The 17,300-nt window shown below is 67.9% G+C and carries 18 protein-coding genes and 4 tRNA genes; 11 read left to right on the forward strand and 11 right to left on the reverse strand.

The window, feature by feature from the left end:
* Positions 1 to 55: 55 nt before the first annotated feature.
* The 5 genes from ACIBP6_RS33520 to ACIBP6_RS33540 form a co-directional block, all read right to left on the reverse strand.
* The gene (locus tag ACIBP6_RS33520) at positions 56 to 520 is read right to left on the reverse strand and encodes a cupin domain-containing protein (RefSeq protein ID WP_397057829.1); all 465 of its coding nucleotides are present in this window, start codon (positions 518 to 520) and stop codon (positions 56 to 58) included.
* Positions 517 to 1,455: an NADP-dependent oxidoreductase gene (locus ACIBP6_RS33525; RefSeq protein WP_397057830.1), complete on the reverse strand. Its 939-nt coding sequence runs from the start codon at positions 1,453 to 1,455 to the stop codon at positions 517 to 519. The genes ACIBP6_RS33520 and ACIBP6_RS33525 overlap by 4 nt, the downstream gene beginning before the upstream one ends.
* 188 nt (positions 1,456 to 1,643) lie before the next feature.
* The gene (sigJ, locus tag ACIBP6_RS33530; RefSeq protein WP_397057948.1) at positions 1,644 to 2,534 is read right to left on the reverse strand and encodes an RNA polymerase sigma factor SigJ; all 891 of its coding nucleotides are present in this window, start codon (positions 2,532 to 2,534) and stop codon (positions 1,644 to 1,646) included.
* Between the two features lie 265 nt (positions 2,535 to 2,799).
* Positions 2,800 to 2,875, reverse strand: a tRNA-Lys gene (locus ACIBP6_RS33535).
* Positions 2,876 to 2,924: 49 nt separating this feature from the next.
* Complete coding sequence (locus ACIBP6_RS33540) at positions 2,925 to 4,079, reverse strand: acyl-CoA dehydrogenase family protein (protein WP_397057831.1); 1,155 nt, start codon at positions 4,077 to 4,079, stop codon at positions 2,925 to 2,927.
* Positions 4,080 to 4,170: 91 nt separating this feature from the next.
* Between ACIBP6_RS33540 and ACIBP6_RS33545 the strand changes: the two genes are divergently transcribed.
* A complete protein-coding gene (locus ACIBP6_RS33545; protein ID WP_132608385.1) occupies positions 4,171 to 4,458 on the forward strand; it encodes a PspC domain-containing protein in 288 nt (95 codons plus the stop codon).
* On the opposite strand, the gene ACIBP6_RS33550 is transcribed toward ACIBP6_RS33545, so the two are convergent.
* Positions 4,459 to 5,739, reverse strand: coding sequence for an MFS transporter (locus ACIBP6_RS33550; RefSeq protein ID WP_397057832.1), 1,281 nt, complete (start codon positions 5,737 to 5,739; stop codon positions 4,459 to 4,461).
* A gap of 110 nt (positions 5,740 to 5,849) precedes the next feature.
* A complete protein-coding gene (locus ACIBP6_RS33555) occupies positions 5,850 to 6,200 on the reverse strand; it encodes a metallopeptidase family protein (RefSeq protein ID WP_397057833.1) in 351 nt (116 codons plus the stop codon).
* Between the two features lie 33 nt (positions 6,201 to 6,233).
* Between ACIBP6_RS33555 and ACIBP6_RS33560 the strand changes: the two genes are divergently transcribed.
* From ACIBP6_RS33560 to ACIBP6_RS33575, 4 genes are all read left to right on the forward strand, one after another.
* Positions 6,234 to 7,793, forward strand: coding sequence for a metallophosphoesterase family protein (locus tag ACIBP6_RS33560; protein ID WP_397057834.1), 1,560 nt, complete (start codon positions 6,234 to 6,236; stop codon positions 7,791 to 7,793).
* Positions 7,794 to 7,866: transfer RNA gene (locus tag ACIBP6_RS33565), tRNA-Glu, on the forward strand.
* Positions 7,867 to 7,956: 90 nt separating this feature from the next.
* Positions 7,957 to 8,031, forward strand: a tRNA-Asp gene (locus tag ACIBP6_RS33570).
* Between the two features lie 5 nt (positions 8,032 to 8,036).
* Positions 8,037 to 8,113: transfer RNA gene (locus tag ACIBP6_RS33575), tRNA-Phe, on the forward strand.
* Positions 8,114 to 8,502: 389 nt separating this feature from the next.
* On the opposite strand, the gene ACIBP6_RS33580 is transcribed toward ACIBP6_RS33575, so the two are convergent.
* Positions 8,503 to 8,877: a tyrosine-type recombinase/integrase gene (locus tag ACIBP6_RS33580; RefSeq protein ID WP_397057835.1), complete on the reverse strand. Its 375-nt coding sequence runs from the start codon at positions 8,875 to 8,877 to the stop codon at positions 8,503 to 8,505.
* Between the two features lie 296 nt (positions 8,878 to 9,173).
* On the opposite strand from ACIBP6_RS33580, the gene ACIBP6_RS33585 reads away from it, so the two are divergent.
* The 3 genes from ACIBP6_RS33585 (at position 9,174) to ACIBP6_RS33595 (ending at position 10,861) form a co-directional block, all read left to right on the forward strand.
* Positions 9,174 to 9,578 (forward strand): hypothetical protein, encoded by a 405-nt coding sequence (locus tag ACIBP6_RS33585; RefSeq protein ID WP_397057836.1) that lies wholly within the window; start codon positions 9,174 to 9,176, stop codon positions 9,576 to 9,578.
* 219 nt (positions 9,579 to 9,797) lie between these two features.
* Positions 9,798 to 10,469 (forward strand): hypothetical protein, encoded by a 672-nt coding sequence (locus ACIBP6_RS33590; RefSeq protein ID WP_397057837.1) that lies wholly within the window; start codon positions 9,798 to 9,800, stop codon positions 10,467 to 10,469.
* 95 nt (positions 10,470 to 10,564) lie between these two features.
* Entirely contained in the window at positions 10,565 to 10,861 is a 297-nt protein-coding gene (locus ACIBP6_RS33595) for a hypothetical protein (RefSeq protein ID WP_397057838.1), read from the forward strand.
* A gap of 138 nt (positions 10,862 to 10,999) precedes the next feature.
* Here the strand turns inward: ACIBP6_RS33595 and ACIBP6_RS33600 are convergent, their stop codons facing one another.
* Positions 11,000 to 11,926: an SDR family NAD(P)-dependent oxidoreductase gene (locus ACIBP6_RS33600; RefSeq protein WP_397057839.1), complete on the reverse strand. Its 927-nt coding sequence runs from the start codon at positions 11,924 to 11,926 to the stop codon at positions 11,000 to 11,002.
* Between the two features lie 445 nt (positions 11,927 to 12,371).
* Positions 12,372 to 13,274 (reverse strand): LysR family transcriptional regulator, encoded by a 903-nt coding sequence (locus ACIBP6_RS33605; RefSeq protein WP_397057840.1) that lies wholly within the window; start codon positions 13,272 to 13,274, stop codon positions 12,372 to 12,374.
* Positions 13,275 to 13,373: 99 nt separating this feature from the next.
* On the opposite strand from ACIBP6_RS33605, the gene ACIBP6_RS33610 reads away from it, so the two are divergent.
* The gene (locus ACIBP6_RS33610) at positions 13,374 to 14,213 is read left to right on the forward strand and encodes an oxidoreductase (RefSeq protein WP_397057841.1); all 840 of its coding nucleotides are present in this window, start codon (positions 13,374 to 13,376) and stop codon (positions 14,211 to 14,213) included.
* 158 nt (positions 14,214 to 14,371) lie between these two features.
* The gene (locus tag ACIBP6_RS33615; RefSeq protein ID WP_397057842.1) at positions 14,372 to 15,373 is read left to right on the forward strand and encodes an SDR family NAD(P)-dependent oxidoreductase; all 1,002 of its coding nucleotides are present in this window, start codon (positions 14,372 to 14,374) and stop codon (positions 15,371 to 15,373) included.
* A gap of 147 nt (positions 15,374 to 15,520) precedes the next feature.
* Here ACIBP6_RS33615 and ACIBP6_RS33620 read toward each other — a convergent pair whose 3' ends face one another.
* Positions 15,521 to 15,895, reverse strand: coding sequence for an STAS domain-containing protein (locus tag ACIBP6_RS33620; RefSeq protein ID WP_397057843.1), 375 nt, complete (start codon positions 15,893 to 15,895; stop codon positions 15,521 to 15,523).
* A gap of 478 nt (positions 15,896 to 16,373) precedes the next feature.
* Here ACIBP6_RS33620 and ACIBP6_RS33625 point away from each other — a divergent pair, with 478 nt between their 5' ends.
* Positions 16,374 to 17,291 (forward strand): AraC family transcriptional regulator, encoded by a 918-nt coding sequence (locus ACIBP6_RS33625; protein ID WP_397057844.1) that lies wholly within the window; start codon positions 16,374 to 16,376, stop codon positions 17,289 to 17,291.
* The last annotated feature ends 9 nt before the right edge of the window (positions 17,292 to 17,300 follow it).

The following is a 17,300-nucleotide window of genomic DNA, read 5'->3' on the forward strand; positions in this document are numbered from 1 at the left end:
CCGGCAGAGGCAGTGAGTGCGTGCGGACACGTTGGCGCCCGTCGCGTACGACGCGCTACGACCCAGGGTCGTCGACTTTGAGCTTGTCTCCGGTGTTGGAGACGAAGACGACCAGGAGCTTGGCCCGTTGGGTCCGGCTGGTGTTCTCGGTGAGGACGTGGTGGGCGCCCGGCGACTCGACCCAGTTCGCGCCTTGGCGGTAGGTGGTCGCGGGCTTGCCGTCGAGCTTGCTGCGCACGGTGCCTGCGAGTACGTAGGCGTAGACGAACGCCTTGCCGTGCCGGTGCGGCATCGCGCGTGCGTTGGGCGGGAAGTCGACGATCGCCGAGGTGAACGTCTTGCCCTTCACATTCGGCAGGCTCTGCTCGAGCAGTGGCTTGAAGGTCTCGGCGGGGTGCTCCGATGTCACGGCCGCGGTCGGCGTCGTGGCTGGGGCGGGCTGGTCCGAGGTGGAGTGGGGCGTGGCCGCAGTCAGCGCGGCGACGGCCAGTACGCCACCGGCGATCCGCATTCCGATCATGATTGGTCTCCTGTTCGGTCTTCCGTGACGCGGATGATCGTCTTGCCCGGGGTGCGCGTGGCGGGGGCGAAGGCGGCGGGTGCTTCAGCGAGTGGCCGTACGTCGCCGATGACCTGCTTGAGCCGGCCGTCCCTCAGTCGCGTGGCCAGCTCGGTGAGCCGGGCGCGGTCGGGTTCGACGACGAAGAAGACCGCCCGCCCGTCTTTGGGCTGGACCTTGGGCGGCAGGGTGATGCTGACGAGCGTGCCGCCGGCCCGGACCAGGGCGGCCGATCGGTCGAGAATGTCTCCGCCGATCACATCGAACACGACGTCGGCCTCGCCGGCGTCTTCCAGCTTCTCCGTCTGCAGGTCCAGGAAGGCGTCGACGCCCAGGGCAAGCACCCTGTCCCGGTCGGCGGACCGCCCGGTGCCGATGACACGGGCGCCGACCTCGCGGGCGAGCTGCACCGCGATCGAGCCGACGCCGCCCGCGGCGCCGTGGATCAGGACGGTCTGGCCTGTGACCAGGCGCCCGTGGTCGAACAGGCCCTGCCAGGCGGTCAGCCCGGAGATCGGCAGTGCCGCGGCCAGGATGTGGTCGACATCCGCTGGCAGCGGCGCGAGATTGCGGGCCTCCACCGCGACGTATTCGGCGAGCGAGCCGTTGCGGGTCCAGTCAGCCAGGCCGAACACCCGCTGGCCGACACTCAAGCCGGTCGTGCCGTGCCCCAGCTCTTCGACCACACCCGACAACTCGTGCCCGGGTACGCTCGGCGTCCGGTCACGGCCCGCGCGATCGGTCCACGTGCCCGGCCAGTCCAGCTCTCCAGAGGTCATGCCCGCGGCGTGTACCCGCACGATGACGTCGTTCTCGGCCGCATGGGGGTAGGGCATGTCCGTCAGGGACAGCCCGGAGAGACCGGCTTCACGGTCTCGTACAGTGATGGCTTGCATGAAGGTCCTTACTGGGAGGCGGCTCTCGAGCGCGCATCCCGGTCACAGACGGGGCTCATCGCGGCTCGTCGTCGGAGGAACGCAGCAGGTGGGCGCATACCTGATCTCATCTGCTCGCAAGCGTTCCTTCGTCTGTCCCGTTCTGGTTCTCATCAGGGAGACGAGGCAGCCCCTCGGGGTGTGACAGCTCAGAGGTGAGAAAGCTTGTCCGGGTTGATGACCCTGCGGTACGCGCTGATCAGGCCGTCTGTGATCTGCAAAGTGTCCACGGAGAAGACACGGCCGTCCCGGTAGAACGCCAGGGCGAGCTCGCCACCGACCTCGACGACCTCGATGCGGTCCGGCCGCCACTGGCGGCCCACCCGCACCAGCACCTCAGCGACGCGCTCACCACCGTAGACGGGCTTGCGCATCGCGGCGGCCTTGCCGCCGCCGTCGGTGACGTAGAGGGCGTCCGGGTGCAGCAGCCTGACCAGCCCAGCCAGATCCCCGGCCTCGTACGCGGCGCGAAAGGCCGCCAGCACACGTTCGCGCTCCGCCTGCGACGCCTGCGGCAAGGACTGCTTCGCGTTGGCCACCCGCCGCCGCGCCCGTGAGGCCAGTTGCCGGGCACTCGGCGCGGAGACATCCAGCACTTCGGCGATCCGGCCGAACTCAAGACCGAACACATCGTGCAGGACGAAGGCCACCCGCTCCGGCGGGCTCAACTCCTCCATGATCAGTAGCATCGCCGAGCCGACGGACTCATCGACGAGGACCGGCTCGGATGCGTCCGGCCCCGTCAGCAGTGGCTCCGGCAGCCACGGCCCGACGTAGGTCTCCCGGCGGTAACGGGCACTCTTGAGAATGTCGTACGACCGCCGTGCGGCCACCGTCACCAGCCAGGCCCGCAGATCATCGATACCCCGCAGATCCGTTCCGGCCGCCCGCAACCACACGTCCTGGGTCACGTCCTCGGCATCGGCCACACTTCCCAGCAGCCGGTAGGCCACGCCGAAAACCGCAGGCCGGTGGCTCTCCCATTCGGCTCCGAGCATGCCCTCCCGCTCAGACCGGCCACTCGCGTGCCCATCGCCCATACAGATCGCCGCCTCCCCACCCGGCAGATCCAGCGTAGTCATCCGAGCCCGGGACCTACGCCGACGGCCTCGGAAGCGAGCCATCCGTCACGCTCACACCGAGCAGCGCCGCGAAGACCTGGCCACGCGCGGGCGTGTCTTTCCTGCGGCGCCGCCGCTGTGCCGGACGCGTGCCGAAGAGCATGTGACGAGCATGAACTCGGCCATCCTGCCTCGCAGGAGAAGGCCGAGGATCGAGAAAGTGCAAGTCAGGTGGGGTGTGGAGTGGTAGGGCGCCCGGGGCTCGAACCCGGAACCTACGGATTAAAAGTCCGCAGCTCTGCCAATTGAGCTAACGCCCCTCGCACGAGCAAGGGTACAGAGATTACCGTCCTGCCCGCGACGCCTCCATCACCGGTAAGCCGGCAGCCCGGTCAGCGCCTCTCCCAGCACCAGCGTATGGATTTCCTGTGTGCCTTCGTACGTCAGCACACTCTCCAGGTTGTTCATGTGCCTGATCACAGGGTACTCCAGCGTGATCCCGTTGCCGCCCAGGATCGTACGGGCCTGGCGGGCGATGTCGAGGGCGGCGCGGACGTTGGCCAGCTTGCCGAAGCTGATCTGGCGGGGCTTCAGCGTGCCGGCGTCCTTGAGCTCGCCGAGATGGAGGGCGGTGAGCTGGGACTGGGCCAGGCCGACGTACATCCAGGCGAGTTTCTCCTGGGTGAGCTGGAACGCGCCGATCGGCTTGTCGAACTGGACGCGCGTCTTGGAGTAGTCGACGGCCGCCTCCACGCAGGCGCGGGCGGCGCCCACGACGCCCCAGATGATGCCGAAGCGGGCCTCCGACAGGCACGACAGCGGCCCGCGCAGCCCGACGACCCCGGGCAGGGCGGCCGTGGCGGGCAGGCGTACGTCGTCGAAGTACAGGGAGGAGGTGACCGAGGCCCTCAGGGACAGTTTCTTGTGGATCTCAGGGGCGGAGAAGCCGGGCGTCGAGGTCGGCACGACGAAGCCGCGGACGCCCTCGTCGGTCTGCGCCCACACCACCGCCACGTCGGCGATCGAGCCGTTCGTGATCCACATCTTGGAGCCGTTGAGGATCCAGTCGGATCCGTCCTTCTTCGCGTACGTGCGCATGCCGGCCGGGTCGGAGCCGTGGTCGGGCTCGGTCAGGCCGAAGCAGCCGATCGCCTCGCCGGCCGCCATCCGGGGCAGCCACTCCTGCTTCTGCTCGTCGGAGCCGTACTTCCAGATCGGGAACATCGCCAGCGAGCCCTGCACCGACACGAACGAGCGCAACCCCGAGTCGCCGGCCTCCAGCTCGCGGCAGGCCACGCCGTACGAGGTCGCGTCGGTGCCGGCGCAGCCGTACCCCTCGAGGTGCATTCCGAGCAGGCCCAGCGAGCCGAGCGCGGGCGCGAGCTCGCGCGCGGGGAAGACGGCCTCCTCGAACCAGTCACCCACGTGCGGCAGGACGCGGTCGGCGACGAAGGACCTGACCGTGTCGCGGATCAACCGCTGGTCGGCGTTGAGCCGGTCGTCGAGGCGCAGCAGGTCGTCCATTGCGGATCCTCTCCTCGCATAGGGGACTACCAGGGTTCTACCAGGGGTAATCCTGATGTGCGAATACCGGCCCCACGGGCAGTCTTGAGGCATGAGCGAATACCAGGTCAAGAAACTCCGCAGGACCGAAAAAGGCCGGATCGTCGCGGGTGTGTGCTCGGGCGTCGGCGAGTTCGTCGGGATCGACGCCAACATGGTGCGGATCGCGCTGGCGATCCTGACGCTGTTCGGCGGGCTGGGCGTCGGCATCTACGCGATCGGCTGGCTGCTCATGCCCGACGAGCACCACGAGACCTCGATCCTCCAGGACGTGATCAGCAAGCAGCAGCAGCGCAAGTCCACCACCGACTGGAGCGGCGAGCAGAAGCCTCAGCCGTGATCAGGCGGCTGCCTGGGCGCGCACCCGGGCGGTCTTGTCGCGAGACTCGGTCCACATCATGGTGAGGACGGCGGCGCAGGTCACCCCGCCGATCCCGGCCAGCGCGACCACCGGCTCAGGGCCGAGTCTCTCCGCCGCGAACCCTCCGATGAGGATCCCGATCCCCTGTACGGCCATCAGCCCCGACTGCACGAGACCGAACGCCTGGCCGCGGCGTTCGGCCGGTACGGCTTGCACGAAGGCGGCGTTCGCGGCGAGTTGGTACGCCCCGCCGACGCCCGACAGCACCCACGCGGCGAGCACCACGGCGAGCGGCGGCCGCAGCGCCGTCACGATCAGGGGCGCGCAGCTGAGCATGGCCATCCACCCCATCAGCTGCAGCCGTCGCGGCGGTGACACGAACCTGCTGAACAGGAACGCCCCGATCACCGTCCCGGTCGGCATCGCCGCCATGAGCAGCCCCGTGATGACCGGCACCGGAAACGCGTCGGTGGAGAACGTGGCCGCGTACGGCGCCGCTATGCCCTCCGGCAGGATGTAGAAGCCGCACAGCCACGCGAAGAGCACCAGAGTGCGCAGCTTGGGAGAGCCGAACACCAGCCTGGCCCCGCCCTTGGTCATCGTCCACATGGACGGCTTGGCGCCGTCGCGACTTGGAGCGGGACGCCGGCGTACGCCGGAGACGATGATCAGCGCCGACCCGAGGAACGTCGCGGCGTCGAGGGCGAGCGCCCGGTAGGGGCCCATCGCGGCGATCATCGCTCCGCCGGCCGCGAAGCCGATCATCTGCACGGCCTGGTTCGTCATGTTCTGCAGGGCCGAGCCCATGACGTACGCGTCGCCGTCGAGGATCTCGGGCAGCAGCGCCGCCCGCGCGGCCGAGAACGGCGCACTGAGCAGCACCACGAAGAACACCAGCACGCACAGCACCCAGAACGGCAGCCCCGGCACCGCCATCGCGGCCACCAGCGCGGCCCGCAGCAGGTCGCAGGTCAGCATGACGCCGCGGCGCGCGAACCGGTCGGCCAGCCCCGCGAGCAGCGGGCCGCCGACGATCGACGGGAGGTACGTCAGCGCGTACACCGCGGCCGTGGCCAGGGGCGAGCCCGTGCGGTCGTAGACGAGCACGGCGAGCGCGACCTGCGCGAGCTGGTCGCCGAGGAGCGACAGGCCCTGGCCGAACCAGAGGGCCCGGAACTCCCTGACGGCGATGACTTCCCGGTATGTGACTCGCGGCGTTCCGGCACGGCGATGCCGCCCCGGCGGCCGTCGCGCCCGCATGGCCCCCATAGGACTCCGCTGTGCCTGACTCAGAGTGTTCGGTATGTCACCTAAGGTGCCCGAACGACAGGGGTGACCGCAACCTAAAGCAGCCAACCAAATGCAAAGGGTTACCAGCCCAATTCATGAAGGCGGGCGTCGTCGATGCCGAAATGGTGACCAACTTCATGGACGACCGTGATGCGGACCTCTTCGATCACGTCCTCTTCCGTATCGCAAATCTCACATATCGCATTGCGGTAGATCTCGATGCGGTCGGGCAGGACTGCTGAGTACCAGTCGCCGCGCTCCGTGAGGGGGACACCGGTGTACAGGCCGAGCAGGTTGGGCTCCGGCGGGTCATCGACGACCGTGACGACCACGTTGCTCATGAGGCCGGTGAGGTCAGGGGGGATGCTGTCCAATGCCTCGGCCACGAGTTCCTCGAACTTCTCCCGCGATACCTGGATCACGCTTGCCATTCTGCCCCGTCCGTCAGGTAGGCAAGAATCCGTATGAAGTTCGTCCACAGGTCGAAGGCCATCCTTCGGTCGCGGACCGCGAGGGTCCTGTCGGTTCTCCTCGTCGCCGCGGCCGGTGCCTGGCTGGGCATCTTCCTCAGCGGCACCGTACGGTCCCAGGTCGGCCCGGTCGAGACCGGCATGTCGCTCCGCCCCGCCTGGCACGGCGAGACGGTGGTCGACGCGAGCCCCCTCGGCACGCTCACGTTCCACACGCATGACGCGCCGCTGCGGCTGCGCATCACCCTCGAGAACATCGACCAGGAACGCGCCCGCGCCCTCCTGGAGGACCCGCGGCTGGCCGATCGCCTGCCCGCCACGATCGAGGGCGATCTGCTGGACGGCGTCCGCATGCTCGTCGTCCGCTCGTTGCTGTGTGCGGGGGCGGGGGCGCTGCTGGCCGTCCTGATGGTCTACAAGCGCCCCAAAGTGGCTCTGGTGGGCCTTCTGGCGGCCTCTGTGGGGCTTGCCGGGACGGGGGCGCTGGCGGCCCTGACGTTCCGTCCCAACTCGCTCGTGGAGCCGCGCTACTCGGGTCTGATCGCCGCGGCGCCGTCACTGGTGGGCAGCGCGGAGTCGATCGTCACGCGGTTCGAGTCGTACCGGACACAGCTCACCAAGCTCGTCACGAACGTCTCGAAGCTCTACGAGACGGTCTCGACCCTGCCGGTGTACGACCCGGACCCGAAGTCCATCCGGGTCCTGCACGTCTCCGACATCCACATCAACCCCATCGCCTGGAACGTCATCCGCTCGCTCAAGGACCAGTTCGCCGTGGACATGGTCATCGACACCGGCGACATCTCCGACCACGGCACCAGGGCCGAGAACAAGTTCGTGGACGAGATCGGCCGCCTCGGCGTGCCGTACGTGTACGTCCGGGGCAACCACGACTCGATGACCACCCAGCGGGCGGTGGAACGGCAGCGGAACGCCATCGTCCTGGACGACGAGACCCGGACCGTCGCCGGCCTGAAGATCTACGGCCTCGGCGACCCGCGGTTCACGCCGGACAAATCCGTACCCATCGACTCGGACCCGTCCGTCCTCGCCCGGTTCGCCCGTGCGCATCTGAGCAAGGTGGCCAAGCCTGACGTGATCGCCGTACACGACCCTGACGTCGGACGCGGCTTCAGCGGCGCCGCGCCCATGATCCTGGCCGGCCACACGCACGAGCGGAAGACGACCATGCTGCCGAGCGGGAGCCGCATGCTCGTCCAGGGCTCTACGGGCGGCGCCGGCCTGCGCGCACTCGAACACGCCCAGCCCACCCCCGTACAGGCGTCCGTCCTGTACTTCGACCGCGAGACGGGGCGCCTGCAGGCCTGGGACGACATCACGCTGGGTGGATTGGGCGAGCAGTCGGTCTACATCTCCCGTCACGTGGAGGCCGACCCGCAACGTATGATTTCCCCAGAGCCAACGAACGCCCCGTCGCCAACGGGACCGGTCACTGGCACGCCGACGCCGACCGCCGGTCAGCCGCTTTGGCATCAGGGGCAATCGTCCCCTATGCTTCAGGGGTCTCCGACGGAAGGCGACAGGGAATCCTGAGCCCCCATCGTCTAGCGGCCTAGGACACCGCCCTTTCAAGGCGGCGGCACGGGTTCGAATCCCGTTGGGGGCACTGCGAGCGCCTGGCGCACCCGCACAACGGATGGTCTAAGACCACCGAAGAGCTGGTAAGCTAAGCGAGCGCAAACAGCAAGAAACGCAAGGTCCTGTAGAGCAGTTTGGAGTGCTCGCCACCCTGTCAAGGTGGAGGTCGCGGGTTCAAGTCCCGTCAGGACCGCTCTGGGTCAGGTAGCTCAGTTGGTACGAGCGTCCGCCTGAAAAGCGGAAGGTCGGCAGTTCGACCCTGCCCCTGACCACCAGCTTTGAACAGCCAAGATGCCCCGTAGCGATTACCGCTCCGGGGCGTTTTTGTTGCTCTGACGACAACGCTGACGACAGTAGCCGTGGCGGTCAGGTCCTGAGGGTTGCAGAATCCATGCCGTGAGCCGGACCGACAATACGATGCCGCTGCGCATACAAGAGCAGGATGGCCGCCGCCACAGGCATGACGCGGGCGGGTCCTACAAGGGCATCGGCAAAGACACGAGCATCGCCGAACGGAAGGCTCGGCAACGCGTTAGGTTGACTCTGCTACGGGTCGAGGAACCGGAGCCTACGAGGCACCGCCACAGCGAGAAGTGGCTCTACTAGGGAACGTGGAGAAGCGCTCCAGGACCCCTGGAGCGCTTCGCCGTGTGGAGCGGTCGCGTCAGCTCAGTGCTTCGCCCAGCTTGCCGAGGGCTCTGCGCTTCTCGTCGAGGGAGGCGTGCGCGTAGATCGTCATGGTGACCTCGATGTCGGAATGGCCGACGATCTCTCGAACGATGTGAGGTGGTATGCCCATGTCGAGCAGGAGCCTCACACAGGTGTGACGTAGGTCGTGGAGACGGACCGAGCCCAGTCCGGCCGCTTTCCGGATCTCGCTCCAGCTACGTCGTAGGTTGTCAGGCTCCATGGGTGTGCCGCGGCGTGAGGGGAAGACGAGCCCGTGATCTTCCCAGCCCGGGTAACGGTCGGACCGTTCTATGCATTGTCGCTTTCGGTGCTCCTTGAGAGCGCTGAGGCAGACCGAGGGGAGCGGCACCGTCCGAGCCGAGTCGTCTGTCTTGGGCCGGACGAACTGGAGGCGACCGCCGACTCGTTGGAGGGTCTGGCCACTTCCAAGGTGCCGGCCTCCAAGTCGACGTCCTGCCAACGGAGCCCGAGAAGCTCGCCGCGTCGCAACCCGAGGCAGACGGCCAGGACGTAGAGCGCGCCGAGGCGGTGATCCTGGGAGGCATTAAGTGGCCGATGACCTTTGGTCCCTGACCGTGGGGATGGGTCGCGTCGCCGGTCACATAAGAGATCACGGGTGGACGGTACGCCAGCGCCCTGACATTCGTGTCCGAAGCGATCTTCAGTAGAAGACGTTCTGCGAATGCCGAGCAGCGGAAGCTGCGGCTTTCGAACTTTGAACCGGGCGATCGGCTTCGTGGTGGTGCGGGCGACCTCGGCGATGATCTGGCAGCCGGCGTGGGTGATGCGGAAGGTTCCGTCGGTGTCCTCGATGGTCACGGTCGCTCCAGCATGGGCGATACCGACACGGATGCGCTGGCCGGCGATGGAGAGCTGGCCGCGGCTGCTGACCCGCCGCTGCACCCGGACCGGCTCGGCGGCTGGTTGGGGTTCCGGGCCGGCAGGGCGGACATCCCGAAGGCGGGCCCTCTCGTCGCTGGTGGGCGGGTTGGGCAGGGTGCGCAGCAGCGTGTGCCCCTCGGTCAGATGCGAGACGGTTGTGGACAGTGATCGCGTTCTCACCCGTGATGAAGCGTTCGGGCTGATGCCGTGACGATCGCAGACTCCGGCGCTCACGTGAACGCGTGGACCGGTGGCGCGCAGGACTGGACTCCTGCATCACCGACGCGTTCTCCCTGGACGGGCGCGGACGGATGAGGGAACTGGGAACGCGTGGGCGTACCTTCGTGCTGATCGTTCGACACAGACACGCGTGAAGGAGCCCGTCGGGTGACCCGTACTCTCAACTTACAAGCGCTGCGGCGACTGAGGACCGCGCCTGGCGGGCAGCTCGACTGCCTGATCAGCTTCTCCGACGGACCGGGAACTTCGCGGCCGGTCGCTTATGTGGAACGTGAGTTGCCGCCCAACGGCATATCCGCCTACCTCGCGGCCCGGAAGACGGGAGCCCGCTCCTTCGTCCTGTGGGCGGACGAGCACCGCCAGGCGCGGGTCGCCACCCTGGTCACCGTCTCCGCGGGCAGCGGGCGGGCACAGTTCCAGGTGCTCGGCCCGCAGGGCGAACTGCTCGGTATGTTCACCCGCGACAAGGCGTTCAGCGGGGGACTGCGCACACGCTGGACGGTGAGCCGGGCCGGCAGTCCGGACGCGGTGGGATACAAGGGCCGGCTCTTCTGGTGGTGCGTGTGGTGGCTCTGCTCGCCCCTGCTGCCGATCATCCTCGTGGCCGCCCTGTTCAACGGCGGCGGCGACTACCCGCGCGGCCCCCGCCGCATCAAGTGGCGCTCCGGCGGACAGCTCCCGCTGGAGTTCAGGTCGGCCGGGGACACGGTGCATCTGTACGCACCGGAGCTGGACTGGCGGCTCGGGGCCGCACTCGTGGCACTGATCCCGTCCTTCGACGGCTGGATCGGGGGCCCCTGGGACCGCAGGAAGGACTGACGGGGCGGTGCGGCTCGCCCGTGATGCGGCGATGGGAGGCGGAGGATGGGCGTCTTGTCCGGTGTGGGGACCATGCGGGCTGGTACAAATGGGGCATGAGCGAATCCGTCGGGTATCCGCCACAGCCGGACGTGCGGTCGGCCCGGCGTGTCTACAGTCGGAGGTACCGTTTGTGGGCCCACGTGCTCCTGTGGACGCCGATCGCGCTCACGGTGGCCGGTGTCGTCCTCGGCCTGGGGCTGTTCGCGGCCGCTGACGCCGACCCGACGCACAGTTCGTCCGCGCTCGGCTATCTCGGCCTCGTCGTGTGGGGCGGCCTCGCGGTCGTGTCGCCGGTCCTGCTCGGGTCGTTCGTCGCCGGGCTCGTCATGCTGATCCGCACGCGCGGCTGAGGTCGAGGCGGGACGCGGCCCCGCCTCGACATGCTCCTGGATGACGTCGTGGTCGCTGAGGTGGGTGGGGGTGTCCGGATGTCTGTCAGCGGACCTGGGCCGTGATCTCTGCGAGCGCGCGGCGTTGTCGTCCCTGGCTCAGCGGGCGGCGGCGAGCAGGTCGAGGGATACGTGCCACAGGCGCTCGGCCGCCTCGGGGTCCAGTGCGTGGTCTGCGACTCCGGTGCTCTGCCCGGGCTCGTTGCGTACGGCCTGGTTGCAGTTCTCGAAGTACATTCCGCCCTTGCCTTCCAGGTGGGGCCAGGTGGCCAGAAGGGTCGGGGTGGCCGCGCCCTGCTCGGCCGTCCGGTAGTCGAAGTCGGGCAGCGCGGCCTGGGCATCAGCGCTCAGGTGCCGGTCGAGGTTGGTCTTGATCGGCCCGGGGTGCACGGTGTTGGCGGTGACACCGTCGGCGGACCAGCGCCGCTGGGCCTCGACGGCGAACAGCGCGGTGGCGGTCTTGGACTGGCCGTAGGCGACGGCTGGATCGTACGGCCGCTCGCGGAAGTTGAGGTCGTCGAAGTCGACGGGTCCGTAAATGTGGGCATCCGAGCTGAGGGTGACCAATCGCGCGCGTCCGGCAGCAGCGAGCGCCGGGTGCAAGCCGGTGGTGAGCGCGAAGTGCCCCAGGTGGTTGACGGCGAACTGTGTCTCCAGGCCCTGGGCATTGTGCGTCTCGGGCGGGAAGCACACGCCGGCGTTGTTGACCAGGATGTGCAGGGGGCCGCTCCAGGCCGCGACCAACGCGCCCACCGATCCGAGGTCGGACAGGTCCAGGCGCGCGACGCGGACCGTCGCGTTGCCGGTGCTCGCCGCGATGTCCCGGGCGACCTGATCGCCGGCACCGGTATCGCGCACAGCCAAGGTCACCTCCGCTCCGGCTGAGGCCAGTGCCCGGGCGATTTCGATGCCGATCCCCGAGGACGCTCCGGTGACGATGGCTCGCTGCCCGGACAGGTCTCGGCCGGCGACAACGTCGGCAGCGGTGCTGTCAGCGTTGAACGGTGTGGTGATGAGCACGGTCATGAAAAAGTTCCTTGTCGGATGGCGCCGAGTCGCAGAAAGCCGCTATCGGCGGCACAGTGGGGCGGGGCCGCATCCACCTGCGCAGTCGCGGTAGTGCGAGCCCTGTGGCAGCTCGTGGGCGGGCGGCCAGGGCGGCACCCGGGGTCGAGCGTGTTCGATGCCCGTCCGCTGCGGCCGGGTAGTCGCTACGGAGCAGCCGCGCTCGTCCCGTTGTCGGGGTCGGTGATGCGGAAGGCGAACGTGGCCCGGCCGCCGCCGGCAGCGCATCTCGTCAGCACAGTGGTTGACAAGGGCAATTGTGTCGGGGCACGGCTTGCTCCGTCCAACATGAGTTGCCTGCAACGGTCACAGCCCGATCCTGTGAGCTATTGCCGCGCTCGGAGCACCTCACCCTTTGCGCCTGTCGCCGGCTCCGCCCCTGGTTCGGGCAGGTGCGGCGTGGGGGTCAGCCGAACTCGGTGAGGTCGGTGGAAGCGGCCAGTTCGGTGACCACGTCCAGCAGACCGCGCAACGCGGGTGAGGTGTCGCCGGACAACCAGACCATCGCGGTGGGCACGAACTCACCGGTCAGCGGTACGAACACCACACCGGTGCGCCGGAGACTGCTCGCGGACCTGGCGAGCCGGGTTATCCCGACACCGGCCGCCACAAGGCCGAGAAGCCCTTGCACGCTCGTGTCCCGCTGGACCACGTCAGGGGTGAATCCCGCCGTACGGAAGGAATGGTCGAACGCCTGGTGCCAAGGCTCCCATGAGCTCCGCGGGGTCAGCACCCACCGTTCGCCGGCCAGCTCACCCAGCGTCAGCTCGGATCGTCCGGCGAGCGGATGCTCCTCGGGCAGGACGGCGCATACCGGCTCGCTGATCAGCGTCCTGGTCTCCAGACCGGCCACCAGCGGAGGCCGGGTGAACGCGACGTCGTAGCGGCCTTTGAGTACGCCTTCGACCAGAGGTGCGATCGTTGTCTCCTCCGTCGTCAGCCTGATTCCCGGCAGTCGTTGCCGGACGGCACGAACCACCGGGGGAAGCAGGTAGTTCGTGGTGGTGGCGAGGAAGGCGAGGCGGAGGCTGCCGACCTCGCCACGCACGGCTCGTGCCACGACGTCGATGGCTTCGTCGGCTCGCTTCAGCACCGCACGGGCCTCGGGGAGGAACAGCACACCGACAGCGGTCAGGCTGGTGCCGCGGGTGTCGCGGTCGAACAGCTTCGCACCGAGCATGCGTTCCAGCAGGGCGATCTGCTGGGACAGGGACTGCTGGCTGATCATGAGTCGCTCGGCAGCACGTGTGTAACTGGATTCCTCGGCGACGGCGACGAAATACCTCAGCTGCCGAAGATCAGGGGTCACAAGAAAATCCTACAACCGCGACAGGTAGTAGGTGTTGGACGGCTTTGGCGTTCCCAACCACCATTGACCTCGGCAAACACCACGTTGAAGGGCATGGGGATGACGAACGAAACGCAGGGCCGCGTCTGGTTGATCACGGGCTGCTCGACCGGGTTCGGCCGGGAGGTCGCGCTGGCCGCGCTGGCCGCCGGCGACCGGGTCATGGCCACCGCACGCCGCCCGGAGACGCTCGCCGACCTTGCGGAGATCGGCGGCGACCGGGTCAGCACGGCGGCACTGGACGTCACGGACCCGGCATCCGTCCAGGCCGCGGCACAGGCGACGCTGGCTGTGTTCGGTCGCATCGACGTCCTGGTGAACAACGCCGGGTTCACCATGATCGGGGCCGTCGAGGAAACCTCGATGGAGCAGCTGCGCTCGCTGATGGAGGTCAATTTCTTCGGTGCCGCGGAGGTCACCAAGGCGATCGTCCCCCTGATGCGCGAGCAGGGCAGCGGGACGATCGTGCAGATGAGCTCGCTGGGCGGCCGGATGACCTACCCGGGGCTGGCCGGCTACGACGCCGCGAAGCACGCGCTCGAGGCTTTCAGCGAGGCGCTGTCGAGTGAACTGGCACCCCTGGGCGTTCGGGTACTGCTGGTGGAGCCGGGCATGTTCCGCACCAAGATCACCGACAACATGGTTCTGGCCCCCGAGAACCCGGCCTACCAGGCGACCTCGGGGGGTCTCCGGCAGATGGTCGCGGCTACCGCGGGCAAAGAACCAGGTGACCCCGCGAAGGCCGCCGCTGCCATCATCAAGGTGCTCGACGCCGAGAACCCGCCGCTCCGCCTCGTACTCGGCGGCGACGCGGTCGATGCGCTGCGGGCCCACCACGAGTCCCTGCTGGCCGACATGGTCACGTGGGAGACGCTCAGCCGCTCGACAGCGATGTCGTGACGTCTGCACCGTCTCTCCGTGACCGGGGCCGTGTGGTGGCGTGAACGCGACCATGACGGCGACCCGCGCCGAACAGAAACGTGACGAGCGCGCATGCATCGCCCGAGAGGCGCGAGGCAGACGCGGTCCGCAGCAGCTTTTTCAAGGAGAAATCTGACATGCCCAGTCCACAACAACCGATCGGCTCGGGTTTCGACGCCGCGTCCACCGCTGCCGACGTCATCAAGGGGATGGACCTCTCGGGCAGAACCGCAATCGTCACCGGCGGCCACTCCGGCCTCGGTCTGGAGACCACCCGTGCCCTGCGCTCTGCCGGCGCCACCGTCGTCGTTCCGGTACGCTCCCCAGGCCGGGCCCGCGACATGCTCGCGGGGATCGACGGCGTCGAGATCGACCAGTTGGACCTGATGGATCCGGCCTCGATCGACGCGTTCGCCGATAGGTTCCTCGCCACCGGGCGGCCGCTGCACATCCTGGTCAACAACGCGGGGATCCAGAACGTACCGCTGACCCGGGACGCCCGAGGGTACGAGGCGCAGTTCGCCACGAACCACCTGGGACACTTCCAACTCACCACGCGGCTTTGGCCCGCCCTGCGCCGGGCCAAGGGCGCGCGGGTGGTCACGGTCTCGGCCTGGGCACACCACCTCTCGCCCGTGGTCTTCGACGACCCGAACTTCGAACGACGCGAGTACGACGGCTGGCTGGGCTACGGCCAGTCGAAGACGGCCAACATCCTGTTCGCGGTCGGGCTGGACCAGCGCGGCGAGGCCGACGACATCCGCGGCTTCTCCCTGCACCCGGGCCTCATCATCGGCACCAACCTCAGCCCGTGGACCACGCCGGAGTATCTGCGAGCGAATGGCCTCGTCGACGAGCACGGCAACCGCGTCATCGACCCGCAGTCGGGCCGCAAGACCGCCGAGCAGGGGGCGTCGACCACCCTCTGGTGCGCCACCGCGCCGCAACTCGACGGCATGGGCGGCGTCTACTGCGAGAACAACGAGATCTCCCCGCTGCTCACGTCACACGACGAGAGCATCGACGTGATGACGGGTCGGGTGGAGACACCCGTCGGGGTGATGTCCTACGCCGTCGACCCGCAACTCGCCGACCGCCTGTGGAACCTGAGCGAACAGTTGACCGGCAGCAAGGTGTAATGCCCCAGTGGGCCTGGGCCTCTGATCTCCCTCACGGCTGTTCAGGGCTCCGGGCCCGTTGCGTGCTCGATGACGTCGCCGCGCCGTCCGGGCGTGCCGCCCATCAGGGACATCGGCAGGGACGCATGGATCTGCCTTCTGCCGTCGTCACCGTCTCGCAGACAGTGCGGCATCGGCCTCCGCCAACGTGGGGTACTGCGCGAAGATCTGGTGGAGGCCCGTCCGTTGCAGGGCCCGTCCGCACAGTCCATGAGCACCGGCCAAAGCCAGGTGGCGGCCATCCCTGCGCATCCGCTTCCACGCTATCGCCAGCGCGCCTATACCGGAAGAGTCGCAGAACTCGAGCTCCGACAGATCCAGTACAACAGTGGACAGATCGTGCTCTCCGAGCATCCGCTCAAGCGCCACCCCTAGCCGTGCCGAAGTTTCGTAGTCCAAACTTCCCCGCAAGGCCAGCACGGCGCCCCAAGCTGCGGAGTGCGTCGCAAGCTGCAGCGACTGCGGCTGATCATGCTTGTCCATGCCCCAGTCTCCCCATTCTGATCTACTCGGCCATATCTGACACATTCGTCAAATATGGCTCTGAGTCACTCGCGTGAGCTTTGTGCGCCATGGGGAAGCTGGGGAAAGACCAGCTTGACGGTGGATGCCACTACGCCGTCCCGAACGCCGGCGGGCACGCCCGGACGGAAGGCTCGGCGCCCCCAGACGAGCGCCGCACCCGCGATGTGTTCGCGGGGAAGCGGCAGCGCTTGAGGTGCGCGGCTGTCGTCCAAGCTGCCTGCCGAGAACGGCGGCTTGCTTTGTCGATGCTAGGCGGCCAAGCACCGCGCGTCCTAGCAAGATGCTCCGAGAATCATGCACGATCCTGCAGACGGGACCCGTGGAACGGGCAGCCCGGCCGAGTGCCTGCCGAATCCAGCGCCTAGGCTGGTGTTTACAACGCCCTTTGGAAATCCTGCACACGTGACACCCGCTGTCGGGATACACCATGACGCCAATGCCGCTACCGCCCAGCGCACGGCTGGAACATGCCCGCGATGAGCTCACCACCCTGATCGGCAAGCTGACCTCTTCCAACGGCAAGCTGCACACGACCATCCCGGGAATGTCGCTGTACCGGTACTCCTCACCCACAGAGCCGGAGTGCGACGTCGCCAAGGCCCAATTGGTGCTGCCGACTCAGGGGAGCAAGCAGGTCGTCCTGGGTGAGCGCACCTACTCCTACGGCGGTACCCACGGCCTGATCACCGCCATGGACCTGCCTCTCATCAGTACGGTCACCGAAGCCACTCCCGACCGGCCGTACCTGAGCATCGCGTACGAGCTCCACCTGCAGCGCATGGCCGACCTGATGGCCGACATGCGGCTCCCTCCGCCCAGGTCGATCCCCGGGGGTGCGGCCATCTCCGTCTGCGCCTTGTCCGCTCCGCTCTTCGACGTGGTCCTGCGGCTCGTGCGCCTGCTCGACACCCCCGCCGACATCCCGTTCCTCGCCCCGCTGATCGAACAAGAGCTCCTGTACCGGCTACTGACCAGTGAACAGGGCATGCGGCTCCGTCATCTCGTCCTCGCCGAGAGCCAGACACACAAGATCGCCCAGGCGATCACGTGGATCCGTGAGCACTACACCGAACCCCTGCGGATCGCCGAACTCGCCCGGCACGTCCACATGAGCCCGTCCTCGCTGCACCACCATTTCAAGACCATCGCCTCGATGACCCCGCTGCAGTACCAGAAGCAAATCCGGCTCTACGCAGCACGACGGCTCATGATCAGCCACGACTACGATGCTGCCACGGCCGCCTACACCGTCGGCTACAGCAGTCCCTCACAGTTCAGCCGCGAGTATCGCAGGATCTTCGGCGTTGCCCCCAGCCACGACGTGGACCGGATGCACCGTAACCAAGATCGGTAGCGCCTGGAG

Source organism: Nonomuraea terrae (assembly GCF_044465245.1).
GTDB lineage: Bacteria > Actinomycetota > Actinomycetes > Streptosporangiales > Streptosporangiaceae > Nonomuraea > Nonomuraea terrae.

Bases quoted from the DNA above. Each gene is read 5' to 3' on its own strand.
- ACIBP6_RS33610 (WP_397057841.1), top strand. From the start codon at position 13,374: ATGACGAACGAAACGCAGGGCCGCGTCTGGTTGATCACGGGCTGCTCG.
- ACIBP6_RS33520 (WP_397057829.1), bottom strand. From the start codon at position 520: ATGATCGGAATGCGGATCGCCGGTGGCGTACTGGCCGTCGCCGCGCTG.
- ACIBP6_RS33550 (WP_397057832.1), bottom strand. From the start codon at position 5,739: ATGCGGGCGCGACGGCCGCCGGGGCGGCATCGCCGTGCCGGAACGCCG.
- ACIBP6_RS33615 (WP_397057842.1), top strand. From the start codon at position 14,372: ATGCCCAGTCCACAACAACCGATCGGCTCGGGTTTCGACGCCGCGTCC.
- ACIBP6_RS33545 (WP_132608385.1), top strand. From the start codon at position 4,171: ATGAGCGAATACCAGGTCAAGAAACTCCGCAGGACCGAAAAAGGCCGG.
- ACIBP6_RS33625 (WP_397057844.1), top strand. From the start codon at position 16,374: ATGCCGCTACCGCCCAGCGCACGGCTGGAACATGCCCGCGATGAGCTC.
- ACIBP6_RS33525 (WP_397057830.1), bottom strand. From the start codon at position 1,455: ATGCAAGCCATCACTGTACGAGACCGTGAAGCCGGTCTCTCCGGGCTG.
- ACIBP6_RS33560 (WP_397057834.1), top strand. From the start codon at position 6,234: ATGAAGTTCGTCCACAGGTCGAAGGCCATCCTTCGGTCGCGGACCGCG.
- ACIBP6_RS33595 (WP_397057838.1), top strand. From the start codon at position 10,565: ATGAGCGAATCCGTCGGGTATCCGCCACAGCCGGACGTGCGGTCGGCC.
- ACIBP6_RS33555 (WP_397057833.1), bottom strand. From the start codon at position 6,200: ATGGCAAGCGTGATCCAGGTATCGCGGGAGAAGTTCGAGGAACTCGTG.
- sigJ (WP_397057948.1), bottom strand. From the start codon at position 2,534: ATGGGCGATGGGCACGCGAGTGGCCGGTCTGAGCGGGAGGGCATGCTC.
- ACIBP6_RS33600 (WP_397057839.1), bottom strand. From the start codon at position 11,926: ATGACCGTGCTCATCACCACACCGTTCAACGCTGACAGCACCGCTGCC.
- ACIBP6_RS33620 (WP_397057843.1), bottom strand. From the start codon at position 15,895: ATGGACAAGCATGATCAGCCGCAGTCGCTGCAGCTTGCGACGCACTCC.
- ACIBP6_RS33540 (WP_397057831.1), bottom strand. From the start codon at position 4,079: ATGGACGACCTGCTGCGCCTCGACGACCGGCTCAACGCCGACCAGCGG.